21 protein-coding genes are annotated in these 15473 nt (G+C 53.7%); 12 read left to right on the top strand and 9 right to left on the bottom strand.

All coding sequences use genetic code 11. The features are described from left to right. Positions 1–134: 134 nt before the first annotated feature. Positions 135–395 carry a hypothetical protein gene (locus ACIQU2_RS03695; protein ID WP_403138661.1) on the bottom strand — a complete coding sequence of 87 codons (261 nt, stop codon included), beginning with the start codon at positions 393–395 and terminating at the stop codon, positions 135–137. A gap of 79 nt (positions 396–474) precedes the next feature. Here ACIQU2_RS03695 and ACIQU2_RS03690 point away from each other — a divergent pair, with 79 nt between their 5' ends. Next, a complete protein-coding gene (locus ACIQU2_RS03690) occupies positions 475–1206 on the top strand; it encodes a LexA family protein (RefSeq protein ID WP_403138895.1) in 732 nt (243 codons plus the stop codon). Between the two features lie 14 nt (positions 1207–1220). Here ACIQU2_RS03690 and ACIQU2_RS03685 read toward each other — a convergent pair whose 3' ends face one another. The 3 genes from ACIQU2_RS03685 to ACIQU2_RS03675 are packed head-to-tail and all read right to left on the bottom strand — an operon-like array spanning position 1221 to position 3840. After that, positions 1221–2858 carry a DUF2326 domain-containing protein gene (locus ACIQU2_RS03685; RefSeq protein WP_403138659.1) on the bottom strand — a complete coding sequence of 546 codons (1638 nt, stop codon included), beginning with the start codon at positions 2856–2858 and terminating at the stop codon, positions 1221–1223. Beyond that, on the bottom strand, positions 2852–3073 hold the full coding sequence (locus tag ACIQU2_RS03680) for an ABC-three component system middle component 7 (RefSeq protein ID WP_403138656.1): 222 nt from the start codon (positions 3071–3073) through the stop codon (positions 2852–2854). Before ACIQU2_RS03680 ends, ACIQU2_RS03685 begins: the two co-directional genes overlap by 7 nt. Beyond that, positions 3070–3840 (bottom strand): ABC-three component system protein, encoded by a 771-nt coding sequence (locus ACIQU2_RS03675; RefSeq protein WP_403138653.1) that lies wholly within the window; start codon positions 3838–3840, stop codon positions 3070–3072. The genes ACIQU2_RS03680 and ACIQU2_RS03675 overlap by 4 nt, the downstream gene beginning before the upstream one ends. 414 nt (positions 3841–4254) lie before the next feature. On the opposite strand from ACIQU2_RS03675, the gene ACIQU2_RS03670 reads away from it, so the two are divergent. Genes ACIQU2_RS03670 through ACIQU2_RS03630 form a run of 9 tightly spaced genes read left to right on the top strand, consistent with a single transcriptional unit; the run spans position 4255 to position 8712 of the window. After that, positions 4255–4848: a hypothetical protein gene (locus ACIQU2_RS03670; RefSeq protein WP_403138651.1), complete on the top strand. Its 594-nt coding sequence runs from the start codon at positions 4255–4257 to the stop codon at positions 4846–4848. Positions 4849–4858: 10 nt separating this feature from the next. Beyond that, positions 4859–5143 carry a phage antirepressor KilAC domain-containing protein gene (locus ACIQU2_RS03665; protein WP_403138649.1) on the top strand — a complete coding sequence of 95 codons (285 nt, stop codon included), beginning with the start codon at positions 4859–4861 and terminating at the stop codon, positions 5141–5143. Then, the gene (locus ACIQU2_RS03660) at positions 5130–5309 is read left to right on the top strand and encodes a hypothetical protein (protein WP_403138647.1); all 180 of its coding nucleotides are present in this window, start codon (positions 5130–5132) and stop codon (positions 5307–5309) included. Before ACIQU2_RS03665 ends, ACIQU2_RS03660 begins: the two co-directional genes overlap by 14 nt. After that, the gene (locus ACIQU2_RS03655; protein ID WP_403138645.1) at positions 5302–5619 is read left to right on the top strand and encodes a pyocin activator PrtN family protein; all 318 of its coding nucleotides are present in this window, start codon (positions 5302–5304) and stop codon (positions 5617–5619) included. The genes ACIQU2_RS03660 and ACIQU2_RS03655 overlap by 8 nt, the downstream gene beginning before the upstream one ends. A gap of 58 nt (positions 5620–5677) precedes the next feature. After that, positions 5678–6097 (top strand): hypothetical protein, encoded by a 420-nt coding sequence (locus tag ACIQU2_RS03650; RefSeq protein ID WP_403138643.1) that lies wholly within the window; start codon positions 5678–5680, stop codon positions 6095–6097. Further along, positions 6094–6315 (top strand): hypothetical protein, encoded by a 222-nt coding sequence (locus ACIQU2_RS03645; protein ID WP_403138641.1) that lies wholly within the window; start codon positions 6094–6096, stop codon positions 6313–6315. The genes ACIQU2_RS03650 and ACIQU2_RS03645 overlap by 4 nt, the downstream gene beginning before the upstream one ends. Continuing rightward, positions 6312–6707 carry a hypothetical protein gene (locus tag ACIQU2_RS03640; RefSeq protein ID WP_403138639.1) on the top strand — a complete coding sequence of 132 codons (396 nt, stop codon included), beginning with the start codon at positions 6312–6314 and terminating at the stop codon, positions 6705–6707. Before ACIQU2_RS03645 ends, ACIQU2_RS03640 begins: the two co-directional genes overlap by 4 nt. Next, positions 6704–8446, top strand: coding sequence for a DNA cytosine methyltransferase (locus ACIQU2_RS03635; protein ID WP_403138636.1), 1743 nt, complete (start codon positions 6704–6706; stop codon positions 8444–8446). The genes ACIQU2_RS03640 and ACIQU2_RS03635 overlap by 4 nt, the downstream gene beginning before the upstream one ends. Further along, positions 8443–8712, top strand: coding sequence for a pyocin activator PrtN family protein (locus ACIQU2_RS03630; protein WP_403138634.1), 270 nt, complete (start codon positions 8443–8445; stop codon positions 8710–8712). Before ACIQU2_RS03635 ends, ACIQU2_RS03630 begins: the two co-directional genes overlap by 4 nt. 49 nt (positions 8713–8761) lie before the next feature. Here ACIQU2_RS03630 and ACIQU2_RS03625 read toward each other — a convergent pair whose 3' ends face one another. Continuing rightward, entirely contained in the window at positions 8762–9097 is a 336-nt protein-coding gene (locus tag ACIQU2_RS03625) for a DUF3892 domain-containing protein (RefSeq protein WP_403138631.1), read from the bottom strand. 52 nt (positions 9098–9149) lie between these two features. Continuing rightward, positions 9150–10247, bottom strand: coding sequence for a tyrosine-type recombinase/integrase (locus ACIQU2_RS03620; RefSeq protein WP_403138629.1), 1098 nt, complete (start codon positions 10245–10247; stop codon positions 9150–9152). Positions 10248–10349: 102 nt separating this feature from the next. On the opposite strand from ACIQU2_RS03620, the gene dusA reads away from it, so the two are divergent. Continuing rightward, positions 10350–11369, top strand: a complete 1020-nt coding sequence (gene dusA / locus ACIQU2_RS03615) for a tRNA dihydrouridine(20/20a) synthase DusA (protein WP_403138627.1) — start codon at positions 10350–10352, stop codon at positions 11367–11369. Positions 11370–11547: 178 nt separating this feature from the next. Continuing rightward, positions 11548–12474, top strand: coding sequence for a transaldolase (gene tal, locus ACIQU2_RS03610; RefSeq protein ID WP_403138625.1), 927 nt, complete (start codon positions 11548–11550; stop codon positions 12472–12474). 240 nt (positions 12475–12714) lie between these two features. On the opposite strand, the gene rssC is transcribed toward tal, so the two are convergent. From rssC to ACIQU2_RS03595, 3 genes are all read right to left on the bottom strand, one after another. Further along, positions 12715–13197: an anti-sigma factor antagonist RssC gene (gene rssC / locus ACIQU2_RS03605; protein ID WP_007935262.1), complete on the bottom strand. Its 483-nt coding sequence runs from the start codon at positions 13195–13197 to the stop codon at positions 12715–12717. Further along, complete coding sequence (gene rssB / locus ACIQU2_RS03600) at positions 13197–14378, bottom strand: two-component system response regulator RssB (RefSeq protein WP_129442946.1); 1182 nt, start codon at positions 14376–14378, stop codon at positions 13197–13199. Before rssB ends, rssC begins: the two co-directional genes overlap by 1 nt. Before the next feature lie 351 nt (positions 14379–14729). Further along, complete coding sequence (locus ACIQU2_RS03595; RefSeq protein ID WP_403138623.1) at positions 14730–15419, bottom strand: VacJ family lipoprotein; 690 nt, start codon at positions 15417–15419, stop codon at positions 14730–14732. Positions 15420–15473 lie beyond the last annotated feature (54 nt).

Below are 15473 nucleotides of genomic sequence, written 5' to 3'. Positions count from 1 at the left end.
CCTTGGAAAGCGCGGTAAAGGGAGGTGGTTAGCATGTGGTGTGCCCGCCTATCCTTATCGCGACCCGACAGCGCTGTGGTGGTGCGTGCCGGGAGGAACTGGGCGGCCTTTGGGTCGCCTTTTTTCTGACAATGCTATGCAGCAACCTTCTGTGGCGCGGACGCATTCAGCAACCAGGCAGACTCAAACGGGTTGCCCTTCTGCTTTGCAGCTGTCGCCAAAAGCACTGCGTATTTGGTTTCACCGGTGTAGTCGGTTCGTGGCAGGCTGGACGCCAGGCGCCACTTGTTCAACGCCTGATAACTCCTGTCGCAAACCTTGGCGGCGGCCCCGATGCCGCCTACTGCTTCGAAAGCAAACGCTATGGCGTTCGGAAAATCTGCGGGGTCCAACATGGCAACCTCCATTTATCAACCCAGAGTTGATATTAAACATCAACTGACTATTGCGCAAGCTCCATGGCACTCTCAACCCATGGTTGATAAAAATGCATTACGCGCCGCTTTCAGCTCGCGCCTACACGAAGCCCTCGACAATGCCGGCGTACGCAGCCGGGGTCGTGGCGTGGACATCCATCGTCAGTTGAAGAGTTTGGGGGTTGATAAGACCACTCAGGCCGTCAGCAAATGGCTGAACGGCGAGGCCATAGCCGAAGCAGACAGCATGGTTGCGCTTTGCTCTTGGCTGAAGGTTCGCCGGGAGTGGCTAGAATATGGCGTACTGCCAAAAGAACAGACCGGTGAAAGCAATGTGCGTCAATTGGTTACCAACGATGAAAGCAACGTTAGCGAAGTTACGCAGCGCTTTGGCAAAGTACCACTGATCTCTTGGGTGCAGGCCGGAGCTTGGTGCGAGGCAATCTCGAATACTGAGGCCTATGATGCCGATTCATGGCTGTCCTGCCCCGTGCCGATTAGCCCGAATGGGTACGCGCTTAAAGTCCTTGGGGACTCAATGACTAACCCAGGACCTGGCCGCAGCTACCCAACAGGTTGCATTATCTTCGTAGACCCTGAGGCAGAAACTAAGACAGGTGACCGAGTTATCGCCAGAGTCCCACGAACAAATGAAGCAACGTTCAAGATTTTGGTAGCGGATGCTGGACGTCAGTTTTTAAGGCCGATCAATCCGCAATATCCAATCATTGACATTACGGAAGAAACACATATTTGCGGAAAGGTCGTAGGGTCATTCATCCCAGAATAGTAGCGTAATGCTCACTAACTACTTAGTGCTGACTCGCCTTCCTTCCGTTTTTTTCTCCAATCCACAATATACAGAACCGCATCATCGGCAAGCTTCAGCACCTTATTTCTCAGTAGAATTTTTTGAGTATCCGGAGACTGCTTTGACATCTCATCGAAGGCAATAAAGCATTGCTTTTCTTCACCATCATATATACCCAATATATTTGACACTGCGTCATTTTGGATATTTTTATACAGCACAGAGTCATGTATCAAGAACGGTAAACGGGTCAATTCAAGCAGGGCAATATCAAAAATAATAAGATTCGAATAAGCTGACCCAGTTCCAGTATCCTGCACAATTGAATAGCTGTAGCGACTTGGCGACAAGCTTATAACTGGCGACTTACGATGACTATCGTACACCCTATCTACAATATTCCGAACTTTGATATTAATTGCACTTTCGATCACAGCGAGAATTTGGTTCTTCTTTAAAACAATTTCTTTATTCAAAGCAACAATCTTTGCTGTCAATTCGGCTTCGGACTCAAAATAATAATTTTGTCGCTTCAACTTACTAAGCTCCAGTGAAATATCACATACAGCGTCAACTATGAAGCTTGGCTTATCAACAGAGCTCAATGCCTGCGTTATTTTTAGGTCAGCCTCAGCAATCTCAAGGTCGAGGATTTCAATTTGACTGAGAAGAGAGAGTTCTTTTCGATGAATTTCGTCTTTTAGGATTTTCGCCAATCCAGAATGAAACATTTCGATCTCAGCAAGCTTAGCAGTATTAATGCTAGGCAAAATCCTTTCCAAAGGTTCAAAATTTTTCTTTGTAACCTTTATACTAGCCTCGAGATTACCTCGAACCCTTAAAAGCTGACTTTCCAATTCCATCTTGGTCGATAGAAGACTATTTTTATCAGCCTTAGCCTCCAAAACAGCTTCATTTATAAGTTCATTCAGGCTTATAGCAAAGCGAGAAAGCTCTTCCTTAATGCTTTCAATTTGAGCATTTTTTGATTCAATTTTTAGACCATTTTCTTTATGCTGCGTCTTGTTTATTTTTTGAATAATATTATTATCAAAGGCTTTCTTTATTCCAGACCTTTCATTCTTTTTTTCGGTGACTTCATGAGTTAACTGATCAATCTTGTCGAACTCTCCAAATAACTTAATCAAGTACTCAACGCAGCTGGTAAAGTTTTGGGCCGAAAAAGCATGAAGCGGTCTTAAAGGTTCTAAATTGGTTTTTGGCCAGATCCTTGAGACCAAAGTAACAAGCTCTCTAAAGGACACGCCATAGATACTCTCAGTATATTTCCCCTTTAAAAACTCTCCATAAGTTTCTAGAGACCAGATCTTGACGATCTTTTGTCCATCACCCAACAAACAAACTTCATCAGGATTATTAGTTGTTCGTAAAAACTCATAATCCCGCTCAAAACGAAGTGTAAAATAATAGCCGTGGTGCCCGAGAACTTGTACAACATCCTCGCTGTATTTCAAAAGCGAGCTTCCGCCGAAAACAAAATCCACAACTTTTAGAAGAGTCGTTTTCCCAATAGAATTTGTAGCCTTGTCGTCGCCAAGCACGACGTTAAGACCAGCATGAAAGTAAATATCCTTCTCTCTGAAATTTTCACAACTGATCTTAATTAGCATTTCTTCACCAAGCCAGAGTCAAAATCAACCAAAATCTTATCATTCAAATAGAGTATTTCTATTGCATACATAAACTGATCAATTGAATCAAGATACTTTTTAGCAGAGTCGTACAGCTCGCCAATAAACATACTTTCTTCAAACAGATTGTACACTTTTTCAACTTTACTTAACGCAGACTCATTATAGGTGACAAATTTACTTGGAGATATCATCTGAATACCTCGCAATTTTGAACAAAAAAGGAAGCTAAGATCTCAGGAGCCTCCACCGACTTAGCTTTGGTTTTAGAGTTTATCCACTCAACAATATTCCTAAATATATCTTGCTGACAATCAGAACCCTGAGCTTGCCTATTATAAAACAACCTAATCTGAAGACTAATATTTTCTGCAGAAAGTGGCTTTTCCGCCTCCATCAAAGCTAACTTCTTACGAACAAACATAAAATAATTAGTAACACAATACTGAATTTTATTCTTAGTTAAATTCGTCATAGTATCATTTAGCTTATCTTCTAGCTTTTTAGGCTGCAAACTCAACTCACCTAAAGAGCTCATATCTTCACCAGCATAAAGGGCATCAATGATTTGCGATATATCTTCTTCAATGGCAAACTCACCGATTAAAGCTCGCTGCCTTTCAGCTTCAATAAAGTCTTTTTTCGTTTGCACCATGCGTCGATAATCATCCACCGTTCTTGGCTTATCAAATTTCGTATGACAAGTAACACAGAGTGGAATCAGATTATCTTCATGATCTACATCTTTGCTGAGACGTTCTTCAGACTGAAGTAATAAAAGTTCGGACCCAGTAGGATGCAGTGGATAAATATGAGCCAGCTCATAATTCTTATTCTTCCTGGAAGCTTTGGAATACATCAATTGCACATCACATCTAGGACAAACGCCCCCGACTTGTGTGACCAGCACAATATTCATGTTTTCACCAAAGGATTTCCTATTGGGCTTTGCGTTGGCCATGTGCCAGTCCTTGAGCTTCAATCATCGATTGCATCTATTGGGGAAGCATTCAAGACCGAATAATGGCTAAAAGCAACTATATGGTCCGAATTTTCATTTTTGGTCGAATAAATCCGTGTCGAATGCCGGCTGCGTCGCGCGCAAATTTTGCTCTCACAGATTATCAACCGTTGGTTGTTGACTTTTATAAACCGTAGGTTGATATTTGCTTCACTCTTCCACCACAGAGCGAGGCAACACTATGCACACCACAGCCACCCTGCACGTCCACCCGGCCGCTGCTGACCCTTCCCGCATCTTCGAGATTCGCCGTTTGGCTCGCGAATCCGGCTGCGCATTCATCCCCACAAAACCCAAGCAAAAAGCACGCACCGCCCCTGCTCCGTTCGATCCGAACGGCGGAGGGTTTGCAGCATGAGTAAATTCAAACTCGACAATCGCGCCCTGCAATTGCTCAACGCCCAGGTCAACCTAAGCGGCACCTTCAATCACGTACTCAGGTCAGCCGCCCCCAAGCGCGAAACCCTGGCGTTTCGCCTGAAGGTTGAACGCAATACTTCTGACACGCTCTTCGTCGTTGAGCCAGGCGGCGAGCGTCACACGCTGACCTTGCCGAATGAAAGGAAGATGCACCTCAAGCTGGCTGACTTCATTGAAGAGATCGTTAACGGCCCGCTCGATGCCAACAACACAGCCGACCTGCTGAACATCCCGCATGCCAGCCGCCAATACGCCCGCTTCGATATCGAGCACAAGCAACAGGTGTTCGAGCTTGTGCGCACTGGCGGTGTAGTGAGCCTCGACATGGGTTTTGAACTGCCCATCCACGTCGCCTTGCATCGCACTAAAAATCGCTCTGGTGTCACCACCATTATGAGCATCGGCGAGAAAAGGCCGCGCACCAAATGCTTCACTGTGTACGGCAGCGACATCGAGGTCTACGACAAAGTAGCCGAGTCCATCAACCACCTGGCTGCGGCAGCAACACCCGCCGCGCACGCCGCTTGAGGGGGTTGCCATGGAACGCACACTCGCCCAAGCCGCCACGCACCTGGGGCTCACGCGTCCCAAGTTGATCGATCTCATGCGCAAGAAAAGCCTGCTCAATGATCGAAACCTGCCCGCCTACCCGAACCGCGATCGCGAGTACATGAGGGTCAAGGACAGTCACTGGTTCCACCACCAGCTCGGCATGCAGTACAGCCAGTCAACCCGCGTCAAACAACCCGGCATCCGCTGGCTGGCCGATCAACTGGGGCTGAAACTCCCAGAAATCCCGGTAAACAACCGTGACGTGGCCTAGGGAGTACGCCCGCCAGATCGTCGCCATGCGCACACGCGAGGAGCGCAACGCCGCGCTCCTCGAAGTGCCGGAGCATCTGCGGGAGCTGACCAAACGCCACTGCCTGAACGCCTGGAATCACCCGGTAAGAACACAACGCAAGGAGGCCCAGCAAACTAATGAGTAACGCAAGCCAAACCCCACTGAGGCTAAGACCCGCGCCGGAATCAGCCACCGTCGAACTGCTCTACCGCACCTTCGGCGACGTGCTGATCCCGCTGGAAAAGGTCCGTGAGCAGTACTTCCGCAACCTCAACGAGCAGTCGTTTGTGGCCGAGATCAACAGCGGCAGGATCCAGCTACCCATCACCACGCTGGACACCAGCCGAAAGGCGCCGAAGTACGCGCACATCCGGCACGTCGCCTCACTGATCGATATCCGCGCCTACAAGGCGGATGAAGAGATGTTGCGCCCGCAGGACGAATCCCCCGAGTAACACCAACAACCCGAACGGCTGCCACCACCAGCCAACGACAACACTAGGAGCACACCACATGACCGCAATTCAAATCTGCACATTGATAGGCCTCATCATCGGCGCTGCCCTCCTCTACTGGACCGGCTACCGAGGCGGCCTGAACGATGGCCGCATCGAGGGAAACGACGAAGGCAAGGCCATCCAACCATCCGACAACTCGGAAGCCATCCGCAACCTAGAGCACTCGCTACTTCAAGTCCGTGCTGACCGCCTGCAACTATACGGTCATTACGAGCGAGCACTGGCGGCCTCAAAACTGGGGGAGCAGGAGCGTCAAACCCTACTAGCCATTGCTGAAAAACTCCGGATCGCCGCCGAGACGTTCAGCGCCTTTCGCACCGGCAAAAAACTCGAACGCGATTCACTCGCCCTCCGCGATCAAGCGCTCACCATGGCCGCCCTGCTAGAGCCGTCAGCGCAGGAGGAAGCAGCATGAATCGAATTGCCCCCAAGTTGCGCCTAATTCCACAGGCCGCTGGCGAGCTACAGCAGCAATGCACCAAGGTGACCACTGAGTTGCAAGCACTGGTGCGCTTTCGCAAAGAGTTCGACCGGCAACTGACCGCACTGACCGGCAACGAAGCCCTGCGCAAACTGAACAAAGACACCAAAAACGCCCTGCTGCTGGCGGACTTGGTCAAGGAGGTTGCATGAGCCCAGGTTCCCATCAGCATCGCAACCCGGCTCACGCTACACCAGCGCCTGAGGCACCAACTCGCTATCGAACACCGGAGGAAAGCGGCACCACGACGGAACAGCACACCACCCAGAAATCGACCGCATTGCTCCGCAGCGCCAATGGCGTCGACACGCTAGAAACAAACAGTCTCTGCTGCGCAGCAGCAGGCATTATTGCCCCTCTCAGCGCCACTGCCGAGGTACTTATACCCCACGAAAAGCTGCGCGAGGCAGCCACACCCGATGCAACGCTAATCGCTCAGAATCGCCCGCTCGCGCAGCCTGTTGTGGGGTATAAGCCACTTCCGCGCACCACGTTTTCAGCAGCTGAAATGACCAGTGCCGACTTGGTTGGAGCTGATGCATGACCTCCCTCAATCTCACCCCAGTTACCACAGCAATAACGACCCAGTTTGGCCTGAACCTGGCCGGCGGAATCCGCGTCGACCTGTTTGCCGGCGGCGGAGGCGCGACCATGGGCCAAGAGATGGCCACCGATATCCCGGTTGATATCGCCATCAACCACAATCCTGACGCCATCAGTATGCACAAGCGCAACCACCCGAGCGCCGAGCACTACATCACCGACGTCTACGATGTGTGCCCAAGCAAGGCGACCCGTGGGCGTCCGGTCAGCCACCTACATGCCAGCCCGGAATGCACGCACCACAGCCTCGCAGCCGGTGGCCAGGCGCGCAGCACCACCAGTCGCTCTCAGTCATGGGTCATCATTAAATGGGCTGGCCAGGTCGGCCCGGACATGATCACCATGGAAAACGTGATACAGATTCTGCAATGGGGTCCACTGATCGCCAAGCGCTGTCCGAAAACAGGCCGGGTAATTCGCCGGGACCTCACTGTCGCCGCGATCGGCGAGCGTGTCCCCGTACAAGACCAGTACCTGGTGCCCGATCCGAAACGTAAAGGTCGCACCTGGCGCCGCTTTGAAAGCCTTTTGCGAGCAATGGGTTATGACTTGATGCACGGAAAGCTCAAGGCCTGTGATTTTGGCGCGGCCACCACTCGCGAGCGGCTCTTCATGATCGCCCGCCGTGATGGCAAGCCACTGAGCTGGCCAGAGCCGACCCATTTCAAAAACCCAGGTAAGGGGCAGCTTCCCTACCGCACCGCTGCCAGCTGTATCGATTGGTCGATCCCGTGCCCGAGCATCTTCCTCAGCAAAGAGGAAGGTCGCGCGACCGGAGTCAAACGACCGTTGGTGAACAACACCATGGAGCGTCTGCGCAAGGGTGCCAAGCGTTACGTTCTAGAACACAAAAACCCATTCATTGTCAGCGTTAACCACAGCGGCAACGACCTGTCTCGACGCCACTCAGTGGACGATCCAGCGAAAACCATCACAGGAGCACATGGTTTCGCACTGGTCACACCGCAACTGGCGCCCTTCATCACCGAACACGCGAACGGCAGCAGCCAGCGCAACATGCCCGGCGACGATCCACTGCGCACCATTTGCAGCGGCGTCAAAGGCGGGCACTTCGCTGTCGCCGTGGCCTACGTCGCACAGCACAATGGCGGCTACAACCAAACGCCAGGTCATCACCCAACACAGCCACTAACTGCCATTACGACCACTGGCAGCCAACAGCAGATCGTCACAGCGCACCTATCCACCCTTCGCCGAAACTGCGTCGGTCGCGGAATGGATGAGCTAGTACCAACCATCACTGCCGGTGCCGAACATCACGCGCTGGTCGAGTACACGCTCGCCCCCGAGGTGAAGGCCGGGGCCTTGCGAGTGGCGTCGTTTCTGATGGGTTACTACGGCAGCGACAACGTTTACGACCTGCGAGATCCTGTCGCCACCATCACCACACGAGACCGCCTGGCACTGGTCACCGTCACGATCAAAGGTACGCCCTATGTGATCGTCGACATCGGCATGCGCATGCTCACCCCGCGCGAGCTGTACCGCGCTCAGGGTTTCCCCGACAACTACGTCATCGACAGGGGACACGATGGCCGGAAGTTCAGCAACAAAACTCAAGTGATGATGGTTGGAAACTCTGTTTCACCTTGGCCGATGATGGCCTTAGTAAAAGCAAACACGGATCAGGACATTGATGTACTGGAGGCGGCAGCATGAACACCCTATTTCTTTTGATGGCCCAATACGATGGCCAAGCGGTAATTCCTCTGGATCGAGTGTGTGCCGACTACATGAACCTGACGGTCGAGAAGTTCAAGCGCAAACGCCTGGATGGAGAAATCGACGTGCCGGTTGTGCGACTGGGTGCCGATAGCCAGAAAGCAGGCCTTGGAATACACATCAGGGACCTTGCCGATTACATCGACAAGCAGCGAGAGAAGGCTTTAAAAGAACAAAATCAGTTAATGGGTAGAGCCGCCTAAATTGGCAAAAAATGTCCTAGTGTGCAGGCAAATCACTAGGACGTTTTACTTAAACCTTTTCTGTCGGGAGACTCTCTAGGTTGTCCCTTTCGGTGCCATTGGCTACCGTACGCAAGAAGTCATTTTCGTAAACCTCGATCTTTGCGCCCGACACCCATTTCCCACCACGTTCGAAATACGTATTGAACGGAACGCCTTGCCTAATCAACTGAGTCACGAACCCTATCGGAACCCAACTCGCCTTACCCCCTTCGCCTTTCCCAAATGCCGCGACAGCAACGATATTGCCACTGCTCTTATCTACCCTAATCTTGTAAATAAAGAATTGCATCATAGTTTCCTTACGTATTAGTTTTCCCTGCAGCAACCATTTGGTGGCGACCATTCCTCATTTCAATAGCAATAGACTAAAGTAGCAGGCACTTTGCTATATCCAATTAGCTGCCCCCCAAGATTGATGCTAACCACTTCACATTCTGATACCGGTCACCTCTTCCGCGAAGGTGCGTGTATCTTCTCAGCGAATTCCAATCCCTATGTCCCGAAACGCTCGATACCCGGGGAATATCCCAGTCCATTTCAAACAGCCGGCTCACGCCCTCATGCCGAAGGTCATGAAAATGCAGATCCTCAATACCCAATAACGGACAGGCCCGCGTAAAAGATGCGGACACCGATTTGGCGTTGTAAGGAAAGATCTCCCTCTCGACCTTGGGCATGCTGCACAGAATCGCCCAAGCCTCATCAGGCACATGACACCACACGTCATTGCCGATTTTCTGCCCCGGGTTTTTCATGTCGCGCACCAGGACAGCCTGTCGGGTGCAGTCGAGATTGTCCCAGCGTATTCGCGTGATTTCTTCCTGCCGACGCGTCGAGAAGATCGCAAAGGCGATCAGCTTCGGCATGTCGATCTGGGCTTTGCGGCGCGTCTGCATCTCAAAGTAATGCACCATGAGCTTGCCCAGTTCTTCCAGTGTCGGCCGACGGTTGCGCTCTTTGCTTTTGCTCACCATACCGAGCTTGCGCAACACCTTACGGGCGTCCGGCATGGCCAGCGGATCGACCTCATAGCCCCAGGCCGGCCGCGCGACAGACAGCACTGCGCCCAGGTGCGAGAGATCGTTGCCGACCGTCTGTGCCTGAACGCCGCCCCCCTCCTTGCTCATCCGCCATTGCGCAAACTCCACCAGTTTCTGGCTGTTCAGCGCCGAGTCGTCAAGCTCGCCCAACCAGGTGTCCTTGATCGCTTTCAGCGTGGCGTTTTTGGTCTTCCCCAGCGGACGGATCTTTTCGTACTCGTCCAGGTACTGCTCAATCATCTTCTTGATCGTTACGCCTTTTCGGTTAGCGCGCTCGATCCCACCAGGTTCCGCCAGCTCCGTCTCGCGGCGCTTGATCCAGGCCTGGGCGACCTGCTTGCGGTCGAAGGTTTGGCTTTCCTGATAAACTGTCTTCCCGTCCCGATTGATCCGTATCTGCGCCGTGTAGGCCGTCGAGTTGTCCTTGCGCTTACGTGATGTGATCGTGCCCATTTCCAGTTGCTACATTGCTGAGTTCGGTTGCTACATTGTAGCAACCCACTTCGAAAAACAAGGAAAAATGGGTAAAAACCACTGTATAAAAGATCAGTACCAATGAATTTCGAAAAACCTGAAGCGCCAGTAAACACTAGCCAGTCCCGTTCCGAGCCGTCTCGCCGCTTTAGCGTTGCGCCGATGATGGATTGGACAGATCGCCATTGCCGTTTTTTCCTGCGCCTGCTCTCCAAGCACGCTCTCCTCTACACAGAAATGGTCACCACCGGCGCGCTCCTCAACGGCGATCACGACCGCTTCCTGCGTCACAACGAAGCCGAGCACCCGCTCGCCCTGCAACTCGGCGGCAGTGTCCCGCTGGACTTGGCGATGTGCGCGCGCATGGCGCAGGAGCACGGTTACGACGAGGTGAATCTGAATGTTGGCTGCCCGAGTGATCGGGTGCAGAACAATATGATCGGTGCGTGCCTGATGGGGCATCCGCAGTTGGTGGCTGATTGTGTGAAGGCGATGCGGGATGCGGTGTCGATTCCGGTGACGGTGAAGCACCGCATCGGGATTAATGGCCGGGACAGTTACGAGGAGTTGTGTGATTTCGTCGGCACGGTTCGGGATGCCGGGTGCACGAGTTTTACGGTGCATGCGCGGATTGCGATTCTGGAGGGGTTGTCGCCGAAGGAGAACCGCGACATTCCGCCCCTGCGCTATGACGTGGCGGCGCGGTTGAAGACGGATTTTCCGGAGTTGGAGATTATTCTCAACGGCGGGATCAAGACACTGGAAGCCTGTCACGAGCATTTGCAGACGTTCGACGGTGTGATGTTGGGCCGTGAGGCGTATCACAATCCTTATGTGATGGCCGAGGTGGATCAGCAACTGTTCAGTAGCACGGCGCCGGTGATCAGCCGGGCCGAGGCTCTGGCGCAGTTGCGGCCTTATATAGCCGCGCATATCGATGCGGGCGGCTCGATGCACCACATCACTCGGCATGTGCTGGGGCTGGGCACCGGGTTTCCGGGGGCGCGCAAGTTTCGGCAGTTGTTGTCGGTGGATATTCACAAGGCAAAAGAGCCTTTGGTGTTGCTGGACCAGGCGGCGGAGCTGCTTGAGGGGCGTTAACGGTCGCTTGGGTTGAACCTGTGGTCTGATTTGGCATCGTATTTACCGATACCGCGCCCCGCCTTTCAAACAGCCGTTTTCCGGATGTTGCCGCTGGGGCCCTCGATACGTACACGCACCCTTGAGTGGCTGTCAGCGCTCGGGTAATGTCATTAGACCCATAGGACAGAGCACGCCCATGACTTCCAAGCTGGAACAACTCAAACAAATGACCACCGTGGTTGCCGATACCGGCGACTTCGAAGCTATCGCTCGCGTTAAACCCGTGGACGCTACCACCAACCCTTCCCTGCTGCTCAAAGCGGCGGCCATTCCCGGTTATGCCGAGTTGCTGAACGCATGCGTCAGCGACTGCAAGGGCGATGTTGGCCTGGCCAGCGACCGTTTTGGCGTCGCGGTAGGGCAAGAAATTCTGAAAGTGATCCCTGGCCGTATTTCCACCGAAGTGGATGCGCGCCTGTCGTTCGACACTGACGCCGTATTGAAGCGTGCGCACCGTCTGATCGACCTGTACGACAAGGCCGGCATTGGCCGTGACCGCGTGCTGATCAAGATCGCTTCCACCTGGGAAGGTATCCGCGCTGCCGAAATTCTGGAAAAAGAAGGCATCCAGACCAACCTGACGCTGCTGTTCTCGTTCGCTCAGGCAGCGGCTTGTGCTGACGCCGGAGTATTCCTGATTTCGCCGTTCGTAGGTCGCATCTACGACTGGTACAAGAAGGCCAACGGCAACGACTACACCGGCGCGGATGATCCGGGCGTGCAGTCGGTGACGCGCATCTACAACTACTACAAGGCCAATGACTACAAGACTGTGGTCATGGGCGCGAGCTTCCGTAACCTGAATCAGATCGAGCAACTGGCCGGTTGCGACCGCCTGACCATCAGCCCGGATCTGATTGATAAGCTGGCGGCGGATACTGGCAAGCTGGAGCGCAAATTGGCCCCGGGTCATGCCGGTGAAGCTCGCTTGAACTTGAATGAAGCGCAGTTCCGTTGGTTCTCCAACGAGGACGCGATGGCGACCGAGAAACTGGCTGAAGGTATTCGTCAGTTCGCTCGCGACCAGGAAAAGCTTGAGGCGCTGTTGCAAGCCAAGCTGTGATCTAGTTCAAGGCAATGCAAAAAGGGCGAACCTTAATGGGTTCGCCCTTTTTTATGCGTTGAATTTGGGTATTGGATGGGCTTCGCACTGAAGGATGTGGTGCTTGTTATGGCGCCATCGCGGGCAAGCCCGCTCCCACAGGGGATTTGTGTTGGATCGCGATAGTGTTTACGACTGAGGTTATGTGGGAGCTGGCTTGCCTGCGATAGGGCCTGTAAGGCCCACATCACTTTCAGGTGATCAGTGACGCTCGAGCGCATTCACCAGATCATGAAACGCTTCACGATTGGAGTCGTTCAACCCCATGAGGATCTTGTGCGCTTCGAGCACTTTGATCCGCACCACTTCTTCGGACTGATCCTGGTCTGGCAGGTCGGTCAGGCACTCAGGGCACGGGATCGGGCGGTCAACGATGTTGAACACTTGCTCGAAGCCCATGGACTGCAGCAGACGGGTGATGTCTTCGTGGGTGGTGACGACGGTCGGCAGCAAGCCGACCTTTTGCCGCGACAGGATCGACAGCTTGGCCAAAAGGCCAAGGGTGGTGCTGTCGATGCTGCGGGTTTCGGTCAGGTCGATCACGATCGCGTTGAAGTTCAACGCCGTGAAGATCCGCTCAATAGTCGCATCCAACGCCGAACACAGGGTCAGGCGAACTTCACCGACGAACTTCAGGACGAAGGTGCCATCCTGCTCGGCGAACTGGATTCTACCGGTACTCATTAAAGATTCCTGCTCAACACCAACAGGGCGATATCATCCGGCATCTCCCCTAGCGTGGCCAATCCAAAAACCTGCCGCAGACCATCCAGGCTGCCGCCCGCTGCCTTGACCCGTTGGGGCAAAGCCGCTTCTTTTTCTTTGAGTGTAGGTTCTGGCAAAAGGTCCAGAATGCCATCGGACATCAGCGTCAGGCTGAACGTCGGCGGCAGCTCCAGTACGTGGTCTTCGTAGGTGGCTTCATTGAAGAGGCCCACCGGCAGACCACGCCCTTCCAGATAACAAACACTGTCTGGCGTGTACAACACTGGCAACGGCAAATGACCGCCGATGCTATAGGTCAACAAACCTGTCTCCTCGTCGATGACTCCACCGACCATTGTGACGTGTTTACCCAGCTTACAACTGATCAGGCCTCGGTTGATATGACCAAGGACCTCTGAAGGCTTGAATTCCGGCAATGTACCGCTGCGCTTGGACTCGAACAGCAAGCGCGTGGTCATGAACTTCAGCAACACGGTAACGAAGGCTGAAGAGGCGCCATGACCGGAAACGTCCGCCAGGTAGAAGGCTACCCGACGCTCGTCGACCCGAAAGTAGTCGACGAAATCACCCGACAGGTACAGCGACGGAATGATCTGGTGAGCAAACTGGAACTCGTTGATGGTCCAGGGACTGACCGGCAGCATGTTCATCTGCACCTGGCGACCGGCGTTCTGGTCTTCCTGGAGCAGGTTCAGGCTGGCGGCGAGCTCGCGGTTGGCCTTTTCCAGCTTCTCGCGGTAGCGCTGGTTTTCCAGCAGCAGGCGGGCACGATCCAGGGCCCGGCGCACAGAGTGCTCGAGCACAGCCAGATCTTCGAGGGGCTTGATCAGGTAGTCCGCTGCGCCCAGGCGCAGGGCCTCGACCGCGTCGTTCATCACGCCGGCGCCCGAAACCACGATCACCGGGGTTTGTGGCGACAGCTCGGTGACCTGGCGAATGAGTTCGAGTCCGCCCATCTGCGGCATGCGCAGATCGCAGATGACCAAGTCGGGCTTGTCTTGCTCGAATACCTGAAGACCCTGCTGGCCATTGCTGGCCTGCAGGACACTGAAACCACTGTCTTCCAAGTAGGCCGCGAGGCTCGCGCGCACTACTTCGTCATCATCGATTATCAGCAGCGTGGCACTGGTTTTTGGCATGTGGGCAAACGGCGCCAGAATTAGGTTGGCGTAGCAGGCAGGGGCTTTGTCCCGGCTCACACTACTGGATTCGCTTTCTAGCCTCTCTACTGCACTGTTTTCGAGCATTTGCCCTACACACAGGTACACCAGAAGTGCCCTTCTAAGGCGCAGACGGTACTCCCATCCGCGGGGCGTTTCAAGCTCACGCCGATGGTCGCTTGACGACTTTCGATTTCAAATCACCTGGAGTTATAAGAACAGGCAAAACCGTAACGTAATGGAAGGTTCAAACCCATGAGCCAAACCGGTCCCGGAAGCCAAACGAAAGAAGGCGGCCCACTGGCCGCCTTCTTCGTTTACCGGTCGAGATCAAAAATCGTCTTCGACCTGGCCGTCTTTGACTTTGAATTCGCGGTTCTGCAAGTACGCATTGCGGATGAAGACGTACTTGTCGCCGCTGATCAGCTTCTCGCTCGACAGTAGACTGGCGCGGGTGTCGATGATGTTCAGGCCGAAGATCGAGTTACGCACAGGCACGTCGTGGATGTACCGGTACGGACCGGTGTAGCCGTCGACATACTTGGACGGCGCGTCACGCAAGGTGCTTGGGCCCAGAAGCGGCAGCATCACGTACGGGCCGCTGCCTACGCCCCAGTAGCCGAGGGTCTGGCCGAAGTCTTCGTCATTGCGTTGCAGGCCCATTTTGGTGCCGACGTCGATAAAGCCCAGCAGGCCGAACGTGGTGTTGAAGATCAAGCGCGCGGTGTCGACGCCAGCGGCGGCCGGTTTGGCCTGCAAGATATCGTTGGCAAGGTTGGTGACATCACCGACGTTGCGGAACATGTTGTGGATGCCGTCTTCAAGGAACTGCGGCGTAACGAACTGATAGCCCTGGGCCAAAGGCTTCAGCGCATAGGTGTCGAGCACATCGTTGAATTTGTAGATCGGGCGGTTGATGCTTTCCCAAGGGTCGTCTTCCGAGGCTGCCTGGGCAACGAACGGAACCAGCAATACGCTGGTAAACACACAAAGCTGAGCGAGATGATTGCTCCAGCGCATAGAAAAACTCCTTGGATTGTACTGGCGCGGGCGCTGGGCCCAAGCGTTAAGCGG

The sequence above is a fragment of the Pseudomonas sp. NPDC098740 genome, from assembly GCF_044760065.1.
GTDB classification, from domain to species: Bacteria; Pseudomonadota; Gammaproteobacteria; order Pseudomonadales; family Pseudomonadaceae; genus Aquipseudomonas; species Aquipseudomonas rossensis.
This window is presented reverse-complemented; position numbering and strand designations above follow the sequence as displayed.